The following is an 18,952-nucleotide window of genomic DNA, read 5'->3' as shown; positions in this document are numbered from 1 at the left end:
TGATGCCTTTGCTTGTGTTGAAAACTAACCAATTACTTACCTAAAAGCGCAGCTGCACACCACAGGTAAGGCGCCTGCCCGTGAAGGTCTCCTGCATTGCGTGGGCGGTCATGATAATGCTGTTTATCGTTCTTTTTGCCTGTACCGATACAAACTTCCGTTACGTTGTTACGTTGGTCAATGTACGGCACCATCGCTAACCAAGCTTTTCGAGCTGCCGGCGCATAATCTGCAGCATCAAGCCATCCTTCACGAACACCAACAATAAATGCATAAGTAAACATCGCAGTACCTGATGTTTCAGGCCAAAAATCAGGTTCATCAATAAGCTGATTCCACATACCACTCGGCCTTTGGTACGTTTTCAGACTTTTCATCATGGTCAGGTAACCTTGCATAATTCGGGGGCGATCTTTGTGGTCCTTAGGTAACTCACGAAGTAGATCAGGCATACCTACTGCCATCCAGCCCGCTCCCCTCGCCCAATAATATGGAACATCTGGAGCATGATAGAAAAGTCCGTTCGGACGTTGCAGCTCATCCAGATAGCGTACCATTTCTTTTGCTGCCCTATCGATATATTTGCGGTCACCAGTTACTTTGTAAGCCTCATTTTGTACCACGGTGATCATATACATATCATCAATCCAGAGGCGTGTCTGCCAGGAAAAACCTTTATCAGCCCAGGCTTTCTCCTCTGGGTTTGCATTTTTAGGCACTTCCCACTGTGAATCAGCGTAGGCCAGCCCCATTTTACGATAGCGCTCGTCTTTTGTGATCTGGTAGAGTTTCAGCGCCAGACTGCCAAACATGTTATAATCCACGTGGTTCATAGGCGGCAACAATGGCTTTTCGATGGTAAAAAACGGTTCGAATTTATCTTGCAGAAGCTTAATCAACTTTTGGTCCTTCGTTTTCAAAGCATAATCAATGGCACCATTCCAGGTGCATACACCGGCATAATGAATGTACCTGCCGGCATAAAGATCATGTCTGCTGTTTACAAAATGATAAGCCAGACGCTTGCCCACCTCGTCGGGCGTTGATCCTTTAGAAAACCCGGACAGCCCTTCGCGCTGGGCAAATAACAATTGAAATGCAAATACTGCGAGCAGCGATAAAAATAGTCTCTTATTCATGTGAGTGTTATGTTTAAAATTTAATTCGTATCCTCATCAGCTACGGCATCCTGCCACTTGGTCCACATCTCTATACCACCATCATAACCGCTATAGCCGGAATTTTGACGCAATTTGCCATATAGATTGGAGTTAATTGCAGTTTGAGGAATAGGCCAGTAGATGTTGTTTGGCGCGATGGTATAATTTCTATTCCTTACGCTCACCTTGTTTTTATTGTAATAATCATTATAATGCTGTATGCGCTGATACCAGTAGCTGTTGTTTGCCAGGGTATTTACATTATAAGTATTGCCCCATTCATCTGCTTTGCCACTTAAAGCCAGACTGTAAGAAATCCTGCTCAATTCCATATGCCTCCATTCTTCCATATACAACTCACGTGCGCGTTCGTTCACAATATCACCAATGTTTACAGTGGTGTACAACTGGGCGCACTGGGCTCTCCTTCTTACCACATTTACATCTTCCACTGCCGCTCCAACATTTCCTTTGTAAAATTGCGCTTCTGCCCTTAATAAATAGGTTTCTGCCAAACGATAGCAATACCAGTCGGCCGCTCCCCCATCGTTTCTATTCGAGGTAGGCGTAGCCAGAAATACAGGATCTTCGATATATATTTTATAATGCGGCCAGTTAAACCAGCTGCGTATAGTATCTGTACACAAAAGCGTGTTAACATTGTACAGCCTCAAGTTCTGGCCGTAGAAAGAATCCGTTGGATCGTTATACTTCAGCATTTCCATATTGGCCCAGTTTCCTACGGCACTGTTATGGCGCAGATCTGTAGCATCGTTTTGTCCGTTTACAGACCAAAGACCGAACTGGGCAAAATAAGTAGGTCTAATCATAGCTATACCTCTTCCTACGGTACCGTTAATATCATTTTCGGCTCTATATTTGGCATCTGTTTTACCCACCGACAGGAGCACCTTTCCACTGGGTGATTTTAATGCTGCCTGGTTCCACATTGGCCCCCAGTTGCGCATAGATTTGTATCTGATGGTCGCATCGGTACCTTCACGGTTAGGCATAACCAGAATCGCTTCTTTATTGGCGGCGATCGCTTTATTTACCGGGCGATGCAAATCCCAGATGACGTTACGGGTCACGGGCCAATTAACCGGAGAAGGATTGTCAAATGTACCAAAGCTGTTGTTCATCAAAGCGTAACCAGATTGGTTAATCAGCGTATCGGCCTGGGCAATGGCTTTATCCCACTGACCGGTGGCCAGATAGCACTTTGTCAGCAGCTGCCGACAAGCGCCCTTGTTGATCATTCCGATATAAGCCATTTTCGATTGCTCAGGTACCCATGCTACCGCCTTTTCCATATCAGCGGTAATCATTTCCAAAATAGCCTCACGGCTCGTAGTTTTATAGTTTTGTTTGGGTGCAGTTAATATTTTGGTGACCAATGGCACATCCTTAAACTGAAAGCAAAGCGCCAGATACCGAAAAGATCTGTGAAAATAAGCCCTGCCAAGAAACTCCCGTTTAGTCCCCTGATCCAAACCAGGTACGTTATCAATCAAGCTGGTAATGGTATTGGCATATTTAATCCCATTATAGGTCTCGCCCCAAAAGAAAGAAATCATGTTGACATCATTGTCAAACATACCATCTGTAGGCGTAAGGCGTGTGGCCACATCGGCAAAGATGTTTCCATCGTCTGTTTTAGCCGAAACAGCTACATCCGACAGCATATACTCCGTACCGATTGGCACAGAAATATCCCGTGTATTCAAATGGCTCCAATAGGTACGTAAGTGCCTATCCAGCAGCGCAGTTGTTGCTTCAAGACCCGCACGACTTGAAAATGTAATATCAGGCTCGTAAAAAGAGAGTGGATCCGGTTTTAAAAAATCCTTCTTGCAGCCTGAAATGAAAGTAAGCGCACATATACCTATTACAAAAAGAGCCGATGTATAAAAATTATTCGTTTTCATCCTTAATTCGTTTAAAAACTTAGGTTTAACCCAAGTGTATATATTCTAGGGGTAGGTCCCATTTGTGAATTTTCAAGTTCAATATCCCAATAACGCCAGTTCTTATCTTTATTCCAAACGGCCAGGTTACGTACAGAACCAAAAACTTTTAAATTTTCAATATGGGCAGCCGAAGTCAGTTTTTTCGGCAATGTATAGCCCAGGGTTACATTATCTAGCCTGATAAAAGAACGGTCAAATACCCGCTGAGGTGCATTAAGTCCTGAAGGACCTTTTGATTCTAAGCGAGCCCAGAAATCGCTGGGCGCTTCCAGTGTCCAATATGGTTTCTCATAGGTATTGGCAAGTCCCTGGCTAATGGTCGAAGTGCCATTATCCTGGTTGAGATAAGCCCCGTTAAGTCGCTTATGCCCCCAGTAGGAATAGAGGTTAAAGGAAAAACTGAAGTTTTTATAGGTAAAGTCATTTCTTAAAGACCACATGATGGGTGCCTGCGTTTGACCCAGAAACTCCTTGTCGTTATCATTGTAAACAGGTGTAATTTTTCCATTGACATCAACTTTATCATCTGCCGTGTAATTGTTGGCCACTTTAGGATCCCCCGGACGCTGCCCGTGTCTGGCCGCTTCATCAAGTTCATTGGTCTGCCAAATACCTGTTACCCTGTAATCCCAGATGGAGCTGATAGGCTGCCCAATGAACCACTTATTTCCAATATCATCCACCTCTTTACTTGACACCACATTACCGCTTGCATCTAGCACGTCTACAAACTGGTAATAAAGATGTTTAATCTTATTGGTGTATTTTGAGAATCCAAGGCTAGTGTTCCAACTAAAATCTTTCGCCTTGATATTCTGCGAGTTGACCGATATTTCAAATCCTTTGTTCTGTACCTCACCTAAATTGGTTGTGATGCTGCTAAATCCGGAGAAACCTGGTAAGGACTGATTCATGATCATATCGGTAGTAGACATCTGGAAATAATCCAATGTCGTTGAAATACGGTTATTCAAAAAGCCCAGATCTAACCCTACATTGAAAGAGGCTGTTTTTTCCCATTGCAGGTTTTTATTGGCCATGCGATCTAATCGCAGATATTGGAATTGTACATATTTACCACTTGCGTCTATATAACCTTGTGTACCCGTCCCATTGGCAAGGTTGGCCAATGCAACGTATGGGTTGTCAAGCGAGCGGTTTCCATTTTGTCCATAAGACAAGCGCAGCTTACCATTGCTCAATGGCTTCCACTTAAAGAAATTTTCGTTGGTAAAGGTCCAGCCTAAAGCAAGAGACAGGAACGTTGCACGTGGATTGGATGTGCCAAATGCCGAGTAGCCGTCACGGCGTATAGAGGTGGTCAGCATATACCTGTCATCATAAGAATAGAAGAGACGGGCAAGCATACCATCTGCCGTTTGGCGACTGTCTTCAGAATCAAACTCACTCATCAGCTTGTCACCACCTTTGGTTTCATGAAAACCTAAGGCATCGGTAGGCGATATGTCCCAAGCTTGAATATTGTCCCTCCAGGACTGGCGCTCTTCTGCTTCCTGCACTAACGTTACATTAACACGGTGTTTTGTAGCAAAGGTATGTTCCCAGTTAATGGTATTATTGAGCGACCAGTCAAAACGTTTACTGTTATCGCGATTTACCCCTGCTTTTTTTGAACCAGGACTCCAATCAGGATGTAAGGATGAGGTAAAATAGCGTTTATAGAACCATTGATACCGAGGCGAAGCGTTAAATGAATAAGTGATATTAAAAGGCAGTTTTACTTTTGCCGTAAAAATAGAGTTTAAAACATTGTAGCCGCTTTCAAGATCCTGAAACTGCCTGTTATAATCATAATTATATCCTCTTACAAGACCAGTCAGGGTTGAACCCTGGGGGTAGATCTCTAAGTTTCCGCTCCCATCCCGGTAAGCAGCGAAAGGACTGTTAAAAATAATTGCACTAGCCCAGTCTGTTGCTATATTTCCGTCTGACCGGTCCTGAAAGTTAACATTGGCACCAATGTTTAGCCAGTCTGTTACTTTGCCATCAACTTTAAGGTTGGCGCGTACAGCTTTGTAATTGTCACCCACAACAACTCCTTGATTTGAAAGGTATCCGGCAGACATGTAATAATTGATCTTATCACTGGCACCGGAAACGCTGAGGTTATAATCCTGGTTAGTCCCATCGCGGAAACTATGGTCGTACCAATCGAAAATTTTGCCGGCAAGATAATTGGTCAATACGGTGTGTCCCATTCCGATACGCGTTGCGTAGATCCGCTCGTCAGAGTCGCCCGCACCGGTCGGAGAATAGGCTCTCCAGGTGGCCTCAGTAATTCCATATTTAGCGAACATAGCCGGAGTTGGCTTTTCGTAATACCCTGGTTTATTTTTAGCAACTACAGCATCAATACTGCTTGACATATATGGCTCATAATTACCTGTAACCGTATTAAGGTCATACGAGCCTGCAATGTACCAGTCCTCTCTGTATTTCATATATCCCTCGGCTCCCCAGACAGGCCGATTTGCGCCCATGGTTGACAGCCCCAGGTTTGAGGTAAAATTAATTCTTGGCTTACCCGGTTTTCCTTTTTTAGTGGTAATGATAAGGACGCCGTTGGCAGACTGTGCACCATAAATGGCAGCGGCCGAAGCGTCTTTGAGTACATCGATCTGTTCAATATCATCAGGATTGATCTCAGATAACTCTCCATAGAAGATCATCCCGTCCAGGATAAGCAATGGGGAATTATGGTTACCATCTGTATAAACAGAACGCTGTCCGCGGATGTTGATGGAACCACCATTTTTTGCTGATGCATCCAGTCCAATAGTTAAACCAGGCGTCCCCCTTAGAATATCCTGAACAGTTCTTGGATTTTCCTCGGCAATTTTATCAGGCTTAAGCTGCGTAATTGCACCAGTAAGGTCTTTCTTCCTGGCGGTGCCATAGCCAATTACCACCACTTCATTCAGATCACCAACGGTTCGCTTCAATCGAATACTTCCCATATCCGCAGCCACATTAACTTCCATGAGCTCATAGCCGATATAACTGATCACCAGTTTATCTTGCTCCGCAACATTTGCCAGATGAAAGGCACCATTCTGATCGGTCATTACCGACCTGCCCTTGCCCTTTATACCTACAGTTGCACCAATCAGCGGCTGGTCGTTCTCGTCCAGAATCTTGCCCCTGACATCAATTGCAAGACGATTCTGCTCAACATTGATCCGCTGGCCAAAAGTAGCAGCACTTACATGCATTAGAGAGGCTATTGATATAACGGTGGTTAATCGCATTGTTAACCATAGTTTAGGGTATAACGTATTCATTGAATCCTCTATCTTTTATTTAACTGGTAATCCAACAATTTAATGGCATAACCACCTACCACACTACGTGCTTGAAAGCCCACCTGCTTACCATTGGTCGTTTCATGCCAGTCATTTAATGGTACTCTACTTGGCGACTCCAGAACGAATTTATTGATTGGCTTTAAGAATTTCTCAAAATCAGCACGATTATCGGTCAAGGTTGCTGTCCACAAAATCCAATCAGATTTAGTATAAGTTTTACGGCTGTCCAATGGCAAACCAAAAGCATTTTGCTTTTTCAGATAAAAATTAATCTCCTTTTTATAAACAGTTTCTGGAAAAATACCAAGCTTCAATACCTTATCCCAAACAAGGTTATACTTTTGGCTCCAGGTATTTTTCAAATCAAATGTTAAAGCATAGTGATCACCCGCATCAGCCATTTCCATCCATTTTTTTGCCATTTCCTTAGCCATTGGCGTATACTTTGCTGCTGCTTCTTTTTCCCCCAATTGTGCTGCAAGCATTCCGTAACCGCCTAAAGCTACAATGGCTTTTACCGATAAGTTCGTATTCCGGGCAAGATGACCAGCAAAATCATCAGTACACAACTGATTTGCTGGATCAAAACCGTTTTTACTCAGATAATCTGCCCAGATAGAAAGCGTCTTCCAATGTTTTTTAGCATAGTCTGCATTACCTTCAACCTTAGCAATTGCTGCAGTAAGAATAAGCATGTTCCCAGCTTCCTCTACGGGCATATCCTCACCATAAGTTTGTCCATTTGCCAAAGGGTAAGTACCTATATCGTGTGCAGGAAAAGGTTTTTTCCACTTTCCGCTTTCGCTGTAATAAAAAATCCCATTTAACATTCCTTTTAACAAATCAGGATTGTATACCAAAAACAATGGCGCTGAGGGGTAAGTAATATCTACAGTATTGATAGAGCCATTACTAAAGTTTTCTTTAGAAAGAAATAAAATCTCGCCCTGCGGACTTTCCACTAATTTGTGTGCAGAGATGGCCTGACGATACGAAAGATCTAAAAGATCAGCATATCCTTTACCGCCTACTTTTAAGTTTGCAGCATAATATTGCTTATTAAATGCATCGCATTTTTGTAAAACCGAAGCGTATTCATTGTTTGCCAATGTAAGCTGTTTATCTATGGTCTGGTTATTTTTGCGGTTCCACCATGGTTTTAAGTTTTCGCCGAAATATTGAACAGACTCTATATCGTCATAACCAATCAATACTGTTTTTTCTGTAGCTATTGGGCCTACACTAAAAGGCAATACTGTAGCCAATGTTAAGCTATTACCTTTCGCCGGAGTAGCAGCGACTTTTCCACTTATAAAAGATGAAATCGCATTTGCCGATGAAGTAACATATTGTTTCCCGCTATTTTGAGCAACAGCAACGTACATATAACCCCAATCGATACGGATATCATCCCCCTTTTTTTTCAAAACCGGCTGTGCTGTTGTACCAGCTTTAAGCACCGAAAGTGCTCCGTTCCTGTAAGCTGATGCCTCCACTTCCTGAGCAGGATTATTGGTCGCTATATCCGTTGAAGCGCCAAAATAAACCTGCGCATTGTGCTTTTTCCCATCATTGGCCTTAAGCTTAAACGACACATAAGAAACCGGTCTGGCTACCAGATCGAGGTTATCCATCAGCAAAGGCGATGTGAAAGTAAGTTCCAGATCTACCTTACCTGCACTAAATTGATAGATGGTTTGTGTGGCATTTATAGTTACATTGTTTTGCTTAGCCATAAGCACCGACTTTAATTCGGCTGCTGGCTTTTCGACAGCTAAGCCGACATCTAGCCATTGCCCGCCTGCTGTATTTTTAACATGAGCAGCAATAACATTTTTGCCTTTCCTCAATACACCCTTTATCTTTTCATCAATAGGGATATTAACATATTTACCGGTCCAGCAATTACAGCTGTAAACTTTAACACCGTTTAAAAACAGATCAATATTATCGTCATGATTGATTCTTAAATTCAAACCTTTAAGGTCGATATTGTCCAGATTAAACTCACGACGCATCCATAGGTTATCACTTTTCCATTGGGTCTTGGCATCACTGTCACCAAATGGTGCATTTCCAGCTTTCCAGCTCTGATCATTGTAATCAGTCTTTTCCCAACCTGCAGCCGGTTCTTTTTCCGAATATTTTGCAGTATAGGATTTGCCTTCAGCTGTAGGTAAAAGCATTTCAAAATGCTTATCGGCTTTACCTAAAAAACTGTAAACCTGTTGATCAACTTTAATCAATCCGGATAGTGCATGATTTGTGCCTGTCCAGTGTTTTGTTGGCTCCGCATTAAGATGATCGGAAAACGACCAGATACTAAAATAAGGATCGTGCGTAATCAGTGGGTAGGCCGGTGCTTTACGCTGTTGGGCAGATGCACTAAGCATTGCGGCAACCAGGCCTAAGGAAAGAAAGAATCGTTTCATTTGTTTTTGTGTTTAGTATTTTATGATCTGTTTATTTTACTACTACCGGTCTGATTGCTTCAGCATTAATACTTATCACACCCTGTGCTGAGATGCCCAAATCATTAATGTAAGACCTTCGTGGCCCAACGCTATTGTTATCTGCATGCGCATGGTAAATATATTTGTAAGTTCCATCCGCACAAACGAAGGGCGCACCATGCCCAGTACCAACCAATCCAGAAGCGGCGGGCTTATCTCTACGTAGAATCGGATTTTCATTGTACTTCTTCCATGGTCCTTTTGGGGAACTCGCGGTTGCGTACCCTACACCATAATCTTTACTCTCAAAGTGATTTGCTGAATACATTAAATAATAAGTCCCCCCCTTCTTGAGCACCGAGGGTCCTTCAGCAATCGTTCCTTGAATTTTTTCCCAATTATCTTCAGCACTGATACATTTGGTCAAAGTGTTGGTTTTTATACTTTGCAAGTCATCATTCATTTCGGCCATCCAAATTACATTACCCGAAGTAAAACGCACAAAATAGAGGTAAGGAGTACCGTCTTCGTCTATAAACAACGAAGGATCAATTCCTTTTTCATTAGCAACGATAGGTTTTTTTTCTGCCTGTATAAATGGTCCCGTGGGTGTATTGGCCGAAGCCACACAAATGTGTTCATCAACAGTATAAAACATATAAAATCTATTTTTGGACGCAACATAATATACTTCAGGAGCCCAGTACCATCTTGTTCCCCATGAGTTCTCTGGTGACAGCGCAAGATGATCGCTCCTCTTCCAATGCTTCAGGTCGTCCGAAATATATACTTCAAAACCATTTATACGAGTTCCGTAAGCATAATATTTACCATTGTGATACAATACATATGGATCTGCAATAGGCAACTTGTCTTCAATAATCTCATATACAATCGGCGCATCCACTTTAGCTGGAACAGCTCGTAAACTATCGCTACCACCACACGATAACGAGAATGCAAACAGCATTAATAAAACACAGACTACCGAGCTATTTTGAATACTTCTCATATTACCATTGAACTTGCTGATCCTCATTAGGTATCAATGTATTCAGGTCGCGTTGCATAGACAATGTTCCTTCCACCTTGTATTTCAAACGCTGTCCTGGAATTGTTGTATAATCCTCAAACTCGTATGACAAAAATAATGTGATATAGATATGTTTCATATAAGGAAGTTTCGCATCCATTTCTTCGTCAATTGTATAATAAGACTGGGACGTCCCTAGCTTAAACTTATTATTTGCCAAATTGTCACTCCAAACTTCCAGTTTTTTCTTCCGATTCTGAACATCTATGTTCTCATCAGTAAACTTCATCAGTACTTTGTAATTCTTACGGTCCAAATAATCAATATCCCGGGTCCCGGCGTATAGAAATATCGTTTTGTCATCCGCTACATACGTGCGATGTTTGTTCAGTGTTAGTGGCTCCGTATCACCATCAAGAAAGATCTTATATAAAGTACCACCATACTCCCCGGAATAATTATTAAATGGCATAACACGCAACATTGCTCTACGATAGCTTTTGTTCGGATTTGCTTTGTAGTCATAAGATGGATCATCTAAAATCTGCAAGGGTAATACCCACTTATCAGACTGATCCAGGTCGCCCATTTTAAAATCTATGGGTAATGAGATTGTACTGACACCCTCAGGAACCGTAATCGTGGTAGGAAGATTATAATATTTTGGATCTAATTGTCTAAAATACAATTCCTGACGATGGCCGTATTGCTCCTGGTTTAATCTCGCAAGTGTGTCTGGATCCAAACCGATGTGTATGGTCCGCGCTTTATTATTTGGAGTAGACCCACTGATCACAATTGGAAGATTGTATCGCACTACACCGTTAGCATTGTAACGTAAATAACTCCAGGACACGCCCTGACCTGTAACTATTGATTTAAAGGAGGCCATTTGGGTGAATTGTTCCTCCTCCCACTCATTTTTACATGAAACAAAACAGCTTGCCGTTGTTAACATTAAAAATAATATATATAATTTCTTTTTCATTGTTGCTAATTAAAATAAACTATTCAGGATTTGTCCAGCCCGGATTCTGCACTAAAAATTTGTTACGTCTGAGCTCATCAAAATGAATCGGCCAGAACCACATTTTTAGGGTAAATATTGATGGCAAGGACGGGGTTTCAACCGGGGTATGGAACAGGTCTGCCTGCGTTTTTGTCGCATAAGCATTATATCCATAAACGGGAGCAGATTCCTCTCCCGGAGCGTCTGTCCAGCGACGCAGATCAAAATATCGGTGCCCCTCAGCAAATAATTCAATCTGACGTTCTCTTTTTAGTTTAACCCGGAATTTTGTCGCATCAGCATACACATCATTCGCATAGTCGGCTAATCCTGCTCTGATCCGAATTGGCTGGATCCCTCTTTTTATTTCCGAAATATTCCGACCCATCGTATGCGTTGCTTTACCGTCCCAGGAAGGGATGGAGTATGATCCGTTCAACTCATTTAAAGCTTCCGCATAAATCAGCAGGATTTCTGCATATCGGATTGCCGGATCAACTTTATCTTTGATGCGACTTTGGTCAAGCGGAGTAAGTATCACATTACTGATATCGTCAGGATGAACATACTTTTTAATGCCGATCCCTGTACGCGTCCAGTATGTAGTATTTTTATAGCCATTGGGATCACCGCGGTAATAAAATATCTGCACATTAGGTTTTTCATCTTTTGTCACTTCTGCATTCAGCAAATTCCAGGTCGAACCATTGTAGGAAACTGAAGCATAGAAGCGAGGTTCACGCTTTGCAAATTGTTTACTTACACCAGCAGCCAATGCACCCAATTCCGGATAATTTGCCGATTCAGCTGTCTGTACAAAACCTGCTGCACGCTGTTGTGTGTTATACCTGTCTTGATAACCGGGGCGTCCAGCATACATGCTGTTCATTCCAGGGATATCAGTACCATCGTTCATATAATACGCATCAGCCTGTTTTAACGTCATACCATGAGAATTATAGCCTTTTCCTTCCAACCGGGGTAATTGATGTACCACCATATTGCCAATAAATTCGCTACCCTGATTTCTGCCACGCGTAAAAATAAGTTCACGATTTTCAGAAGCGGAAACTGCACCATTAAATACGGAGCGATACGATTCAAACGGGTCTATATCTTTCCAACCGGCGGGCCAGTTGCTGTTTGAAAAGTTATTGTCTGAAGGAGGCGTAACGGTTGCAGGGTAGGCGATATCGCCAACAGTCTTTTTATAAGCCACGAACAATTGATATTGTCCAAGGTCTATAACATCCTTTGCCGCAGCTGCTGCCCTGGCCCATTTAGATTCATCATAAGTTAGCGAGAGTAGCGGTTTTTTATCTTTATTCACCATTAAAGCAGCTACCTCAGCTGGCGCTTTACCATTGGCTAAGGGGCTAGCAGCATACAGCAATACTTTAGCCCGAAGGGCCAATGCAGCACCACGTGTAGGTCGGGCAAGCTGCTGTATCCCATTTTGAAGTGGAAGAACTTTCGCAGCCTCCACAAGCTCATTAGAAATATAATCTGCGCATTCCGCATAAGTATTTCTGGCCTGCGCAATTTCATCATACTCTTTGGTATAGTCAATACCTTCGTCTGGAATTAGAGGTACCGGACCATAGGTACGGAGAAGAATCCAATAAAAGTAAGCTCTTAAAAAACGGGCCTGTCCTTTAAGATCTCCAATTTCCTGTGCGGTAAACTGTTTATTGATATCGATATTATTCAGGAAAATTGAGGCTTGCCGGATTCCCTGATATCCAGTTACCCAGATTGTTTTGCTTTCACCATCCAGACCATCTTCAGTGTACTGTCCATTTTTCCAACGTTTATACTCATCGTTTTCATCTCCGTAAAACATATCATCAGCGAAATTAAAAGGTATCACCTTTTTACTGGCAACATCTTGCATCACGTTGGTTCCCAAAAAATAATACGCACGTGCCAACCATCTGTTAGCATAGTCGGAATTGCTAAATACATCCTCCGTGGTCATTCGTTCATCGAACAGATAATCCGAATCCAGGTATTTTTTACACCCGCCAATCACCAAAACAGATGCCGCAAAGATTAAAATTATAGCTATTTTTTTCATATTTCTTTTTCTTATAAACCGACAGATAATCCTAATGAAAAGGTTCTGCTCAGCGGATAAACTTTTCCGTCTGGATTTCCCAACTCCGGATCCCATAACTTAAATTTCGAAAATGTGTACAGATTGGTGCCGACAAAAAATATACGGGCATTGCTTATCCGGACCCTATTCACCAATGATTTCGGGATCTGATAACCAATATCTAATGTTTTCAAACGCAGATATGATCCGTCCCTAAGCCAGAATGAAGATCTCTGATAATTGTTACTATTGTTTCCATAGGTCAGTCGTGGATACTCGGCATTCGGATCCTCGTTTGTGCCAAGAATCCAACGGTTACTGTTCGCGAGCGAAGTCAATACATTCCCCCATCCATCTCCACCTGAGAACATAAAAACTGAACTGCCACTGATAAAATAACTTGACTTGCCTACGCCTTGAAAATGCATGTTGATGTCCAACCCTTTCCAGCGGGCAGAAAGACCAAATCCATAGGTTAAATTTGGTCTGGTTGTTGCTCCTATCGCTACAACATCTGTTCCATCTACCTTACCGTCACCATTTACATCTTTGTATTTGATGTCGCCTGGCATAACCGTACCAAAGGTCTGCTGCGGACTATTTCTGATATCATCATAATCTTTGAATAAACCTAAAGAAACCAATCCTCTCGCTTGATTAATGCGATGGCCTTCTTGTAGTCTATATTCATAAATTGTGTTTTCTTCATCGCGTTCAATGATCTCATTTTTACTATAGGTAACATTTGCGCGGAAAGTTAGATCCACATTAAAAAGCTTCTGAGTGACCGCAATATTTCCATCGAATCCACGTACTTTTACAATACCCACGTTGGCCGAAGGATCACTTTCTAGTCCAGCGAATCCTGGAAGATATTCACGCCGCATGTAAATTCCCTCCCGACGTTCACTAAAGAGGTCGAAAGCACCATTGACCTTATCGCCAAAAAAGGAATAATCTAGTCCGAGATCCTGTTTAGTCGCAATTTCCCAGGTAACATTTGGAGATGCTATGGAAGAATAGCGGATTCCATTCCATGGATTATTACTGTCATAACCACCGAAATTATATCCTCCACCAGTCATTTGTTCAATGGTGTACAAATAAGGGAATCTGATGTCCCCCATATTGTCATTTCCGGCCTTTCCATACGAATAACGCACTTTAAACATATTTACCCATTTCAGTTTTTTGAGGAAAGGCTCCTCACCGATATTCCAGGCACCTGAAATGGCTGGAAAGAATCCGAATCGGTAATCTTTATGGAAATTCTCCGAACCCGTATAACCGAAGTTAAAGTCGATATAATACCGGTTGTTCCAATTGTAATTCACTCGCCCTGCAATGCCCTGGTTCCGACGGGCTATTCCATTTTTAAGATCTGTGCCAATATTCTGGGTAAACACTTTAGACGACTGTGTATATTTTGTAATCGCTCCAAAATGGTGATTTCCTAAATCTTTGTTGTACAAGAGATCCCATTCAAAGAAATCCCTGCGATCGCCGTCCGAGCCAGAAGTTTGGGTCATTTTTTGTTCTTCGGCTACCCGGGTGTAAACCAATGTCCCATCTGCATTACGATAACGGGCTGCATTCCACAATTCGGGACGCTTGAATCGCTTAACGTAATTGTCATTATTGGTATCATATCCATACCTTCCAATAAAGGTAAGTCCGTTAGTGATAAAATCCAGTTTCTGTTCTAAGTTTAATGTGGTCTGAATATTATTTGTCCAGCTTTCGTTGTATCCAGTCATGGTTCCTTGTACCCAGGGATTGAGGTTGTCATCTTTTCCTGTCCATGAGGGGATTTTCCCATTCGAATATTGCATCGGCATCATGATTGGGTTATAGCCCATGAGTGTCGTCCAGATGGCCGCTGTTCCGACTCCCGGATCATTCTGCTGCCTCAAGGACCCAGAAACGCCCACCTTTAATAGCGTAGATTTGGTGATGTCCATATCCACGTTTAAACGATAGGTGTACTTTTTAAAATTGGTATTGGTATTGTAATCACCCAATGCCTCATCCACTTTGTACATCCCCTGTTGGTTCTGATACCCTCCAGATACAAAATAACGTGCTGTTTTTCCACCCCCGCTTAAATTCAGTATACTACGTTGGCTCTTTGCTCCGTCGCGAAGCAAAACATCCATCCAGTCCACGTTGGGAAAAAGATCAGGATCCAAGCCTAGACGCAGTATTTCCATTTCTGAACCGGAGTAGAGTGGTTGCAAATTTCGGGTAGTCTTGGCTTCGTTGGCGAGTGAAGCATAGGTGTATCCATCTGCAAAATCAGGAAGTTTAGTAGCGGTATTGTAAAATCCTTCTATTTTCGTATTGATCTCGACTTTGCCATCCTTACCTCTTTTTGTTGTGATCAAAATAACCCCATTCGCGCCTCTGCTACCATAAATAGCCGTTGCCGAAGCATCTTTCAGCACTGAAAATGATGCAACATCCTCCACATTGATTTCATTCATATCCCGTTCAAAGCCGTCTATCAATACCAATGCAGAATTGTTTGCCCCGAATGTAGATATACTCCTGATCCAGAATTCCGACACACTGCCCGGCCTGCCAGAGCTTTGCATGGCCTGGATACCAGGCACGACGCCCGCTAGGGCATCTGCCATAGAAGTAGAGGGATTTGACTTCAATCGTTCCACATCTACTGTTGTGATCGCACCCGTCACAGCAATCCTTTTCACCGCGCCAGTTGCGGTAATAACGACTTCATTAAGCTTACTGTCGTCATTTTCTTTCATGGTGACATTGATGGTACGCTGGTCTTTCACCAATACCTCTTTCTTCTGATAACCAATATAGCTGAAGATCAAAGTTTGAAAAGGACGCATTTTTATGCTGTATTTTCCATCGGTCACAGTAGTGGTTCCCAATCCGGGCATATTGCTCACAGCTATACTTACACCTATAAGGGGTAAATTTTGCTCATCGAGAACAACTCCTTTCACAGTTATCTCCTCCTGGGCCCGAACGTTAAAGAACATCCCAATCAAGACTATGCATGTTAGTAAAATAAATTTCATCTTTTATATTTGAGTGTTAGTTTTCTATTCTTCTTTTGCTATTTTGCGAATCAGCCAATTGCCGGCGTCACCGATATAAAAACATTTCTTCAGCTCATCATACGCAATTGCCTGCGGACTATTGAAACGAGCCTCAGTACGTAAATCACCGTTAGCATATCCGCTTGTACCATTATTTCCACGTCCGGCGAATGTACCTACTCTCCCCTGTGGCGTGAGCGTACGGATAGCATGATTACTCTTGTCGCAGAAATAAAAATCATACTGATCTCCTCCCGACGCTTCATAATCCGGATTTTTAACAAATACACCCTGTACAGGAAAATTTAACCTTGCATTCGTTCCAATTCCATCTGCATAGCCTGTAGTACCTGCCTCCCCACAAATTGTGTATGGAATTTTAAAGGTTTTGTTGACCCGATCGTAGTCGGTACGCATGATGTAGTGCTTATCATACTCCAGTAGATAAGCATAATCCCCAGTGGGATGCATCACCATGTAAATGGCAATACCACTATATGGATTTGTAAATACCAGTTTATCTTCCTTGGTATTAAAGTCATACCTTCGAACATCCCCTGCTCTGAATCTGGAATAATACAATTCTCCATTTTGCGGATGAATTAATGTTCCTCGCACTCCACGGGAGTACACTTCAATAGCTTGCTTCTGAACAAAGTTCGATTGCCTGCTAAATATATAGTTACCGTATTTGGTATCACTGGCATGGTTGTGCGAGACAAGCATATCCTGATTCCCATCAATCTTCCAGGTCATCACAGATGCATCGTCAAGACCCGTTCTAAAATAACTTACATATTTGTTTTCGAAATCAATCAACCGACTACTACTGCCACCGGCTGTAAAATAAAGATGGTTGGGATTTTTAGGATCAAAGGATAACCACTGTATACCTTTAAATGCTCCACAGTCCTCAAACGGACCTTCTTTTTCCTGAAAAGCGGAACCAACTTCGTAATACTTCCCGAGAAATGTCGAGGCCAGCCATTTCCTGGTATAGGACAGCACCTCTTTGGCTGCAGCATTGGCGATCTCATTGTTGTTACCGTCAACAACGGATACCTTAATATCTCCGTCGTAAGCTTGCGCCGGAATGAGGCAATATAAGCTGTTATTCTTGACACCCACTACTACGGCAACTTTTCCACCAATCATTACTTTGATCTTGGATGGGTCACTGCCAAAATTCTCCCCGTAAATAACCATATTGTTTCCTGCTCCGCCCTCTTTAGGGTAAAAATCTGTGACCTCTAACGGTTTAGAGGGATCGTACTTGGCTTCTTGCTTTACTTCATCTTGTTTACAATGCGTTAAGCATAGCACAATCAACCCAAGCAACATCCAATGGATTTGCCAGTGCCTAACATTGTTTTTTATTTTCATATAAATTGCTTTTATCCGACGAGCGTCGGGTTACATACACTTGTTTTTTATGCGATACGGTTTAAACCCGGGTAGTTCAGAAAACTGTCCTGAGAAAATATACTGGGTAAAAAAATAATGTTTAATGGTTAGTTTAACCTAAGCAATTGGCTTTGCAGAAATGTAAATCTTTGTTCATAGAATGGTGGTTATTGGTTTATATTTGGTTGATTAATAATCAAATTAAACGATTATGATTTACATAATTTGTTCAACTTTTTGTCGAATTATCTCAATTTTTAGGAGATAGAGATTCAATTCTCAGGGACAGAAAACGCATACACCGAATGGCTTTCATACACTTGTCCAGGCTTTAAAATTGTTGTTGGGAAAGTAGGCTGGTTAGGACTATCAGGAAAATGTTGTGTTTCCAGGCAAAATGCAGTTCTGAAATCATCCATTCCTTTACGTAGCTTGTTCTTGCCTTGCATAAAATTGCCTCCATAAAATTGAAGACCGGGCTCTGTGGTATAAACCCGCATCACAATCCCAGTTTTTTCTCCTTCAACTTCGGCAGCGAGCACATCCAGCCCGGAAGCATTCAATACATAATTATGATCGTAGCCTTTACCAAAACGAAGTTGTTCATTTTTGATATCCACACGCTCGCCAATGGTAACAGGAGTGCTAAAGTCAAATGGAGTATCCTTTACCGGCTCCAATTGCCCGGTAGGAATTAAAGTAGCATCCACAGGAGTGTAACGTGAGGCGTTAATTCTCAATAAATGATGGTTAATAGTTCCTGATCCCTCTCCGTTTAGGTTGAAGAAAGCGTGATTGGTCAGGTTCAGTACTGTGGTCTGGTCAGTTACCGCACGGTAATCTAATTTCAAACGATTGTCGCTGGTTAGCGTATAAGTCACGCTTGCCTGTAAATTACCCGGGAAGCCTTGCTCTCCATTTACGGAACGATAAGTAAGGGTCAAAACCGAATCACCTTGTTTCACCGCATCCCATACTTTGTATTGAAAGCCCGCTTTCCCTCCGTGTAAAGTATTCGGTCCATTATTGACTGACAACTGGTACTCCTTCCCCTCCAATGAAAAATTCCCTCTTGCTATTCGGTTTCCATAACGGCCAATCGTTGCCCCAAAATAAGGTTCAGCACTATTGATATAGCCCGACAGACTGTCAAATCCAACCACAACATTCGTTAAATCCTTTTTTTTATCTGGGACTAATAGTGAAACCAGTCGCCCGCCATAATTGGTTATTGCAGCACACATACCTGCGCTATTTTTTAAAACATACAATTCGACTGGCTTCCCTGCTACCACCTGCTTAAAATTCGCTGAATCAGGCAACAAATTATCATTGCTTTTATTCTTCATAGCACAGCCACTTGCAAGCAGGATCAGGCCATAACTCAACGTAAATATTCTTTTTCTCATTATAATTCAGATCATTTAT

10 protein-coding genes are annotated in these 18,952 nt (G+C 42.2%); all 10 read right to left on the bottom strand.

Annotated elements, in window-relative coordinates; genetic code table 11:
* Positions 1–32 precede the first annotated feature (32 nt).
* On the bottom strand, positions 33–1,139 hold the full coding sequence (locus tag EZ444_RS17910) for a glycoside hydrolase family 88/105 protein (RefSeq protein ID WP_131610511.1): 1,107 nt from the start codon (positions 1,137–1,139) through the stop codon (positions 33–35).
* 20 nt (positions 1,140–1,159) lie between these two features.
* Positions 1,160–3,088: a RagB/SusD family nutrient uptake outer membrane protein gene (locus tag EZ444_RS17905; protein ID WP_131610510.1), complete on the bottom strand. Its 1,929-nt coding sequence runs from the start codon at positions 3,086–3,088 to the stop codon at positions 1,160–1,162.
* 11 nt (positions 3,089–3,099) lie between these two features.
* A complete protein-coding gene (locus tag EZ444_RS17900; protein WP_131610509.1) occupies positions 3,100–6,432 on the bottom strand; it encodes a SusC/RagA family TonB-linked outer membrane protein in 3,333 nt (1,110 codons plus the stop codon).
* Positions 6,433–6,440: 8 nt separating this feature from the next.
* The gene (locus EZ444_RS17895) at positions 6,441–8,888 is read right to left on the bottom strand and encodes a glutaminase family protein (protein WP_131610508.1); all 2,448 of its coding nucleotides are present in this window, start codon (positions 8,886–8,888) and stop codon (positions 6,441–6,443) included.
* A gap of 31 nt (positions 8,889–8,919) precedes the next feature.
* Positions 8,920–9,921, bottom strand: a complete 1,002-nt coding sequence (locus EZ444_RS17890; protein ID WP_205945299.1) for a glycoside hydrolase family 43 protein — start codon at positions 9,919–9,921, stop codon at positions 8,920–8,922.
* 1 nt (position 9,922) lies between these two features.
* The gene (locus EZ444_RS17885; protein WP_131610507.1) at positions 9,923–10,930 is read right to left on the bottom strand and encodes a DUF4973 domain-containing protein; all 1,008 of its coding nucleotides are present in this window, start codon (positions 10,928–10,930) and stop codon (positions 9,923–9,925) included.
* A 19-nt stretch (positions 10,931–10,949) separates the two neighbouring features.
* Positions 10,950–13,028, bottom strand: coding sequence for a RagB/SusD family nutrient uptake outer membrane protein (locus tag EZ444_RS17880; RefSeq protein ID WP_131610506.1), 2,079 nt, complete (start codon positions 13,026–13,028; stop codon positions 10,950–10,952).
* An 11-nt stretch (positions 13,029–13,039) separates the two neighbouring features.
* On the bottom strand, positions 13,040–16,099 hold the full coding sequence (locus EZ444_RS17875) for a SusC/RagA family TonB-linked outer membrane protein (protein ID WP_131610505.1): 3,060 nt from the start codon (positions 16,097–16,099) through the stop codon (positions 13,040–13,042).
* Positions 16,100–16,123: 24 nt separating this feature from the next.
* The gene (locus EZ444_RS17870) at positions 16,124–17,503 is read right to left on the bottom strand and encodes an IPT/TIG domain-containing protein (RefSeq protein WP_131610504.1); all 1,380 of its coding nucleotides are present in this window, start codon (positions 17,501–17,503) and stop codon (positions 16,124–16,126) included.
* A 293-nt stretch (positions 17,504–17,796) separates the two neighbouring features.
* Positions 17,797–18,933, bottom strand: coding sequence for an aldose epimerase family protein (locus tag EZ444_RS17865; protein WP_131610503.1), 1,137 nt, complete (start codon positions 18,931–18,933; stop codon positions 17,797–17,799).
* Positions 18,934–18,952: the final 19 nt, after the last annotated feature.

Source organism: Pedobacter hiemivivus (assembly GCF_004331685.1).
GTDB lineage: Bacteria > Bacteroidota > Bacteroidia > Sphingobacteriales > Sphingobacteriaceae > Pedobacter > Pedobacter hiemivivus.
Note: the sequence above shows the minus strand (reverse complement) of the source record. Positions and strands in the feature narration are given on the sequence as shown.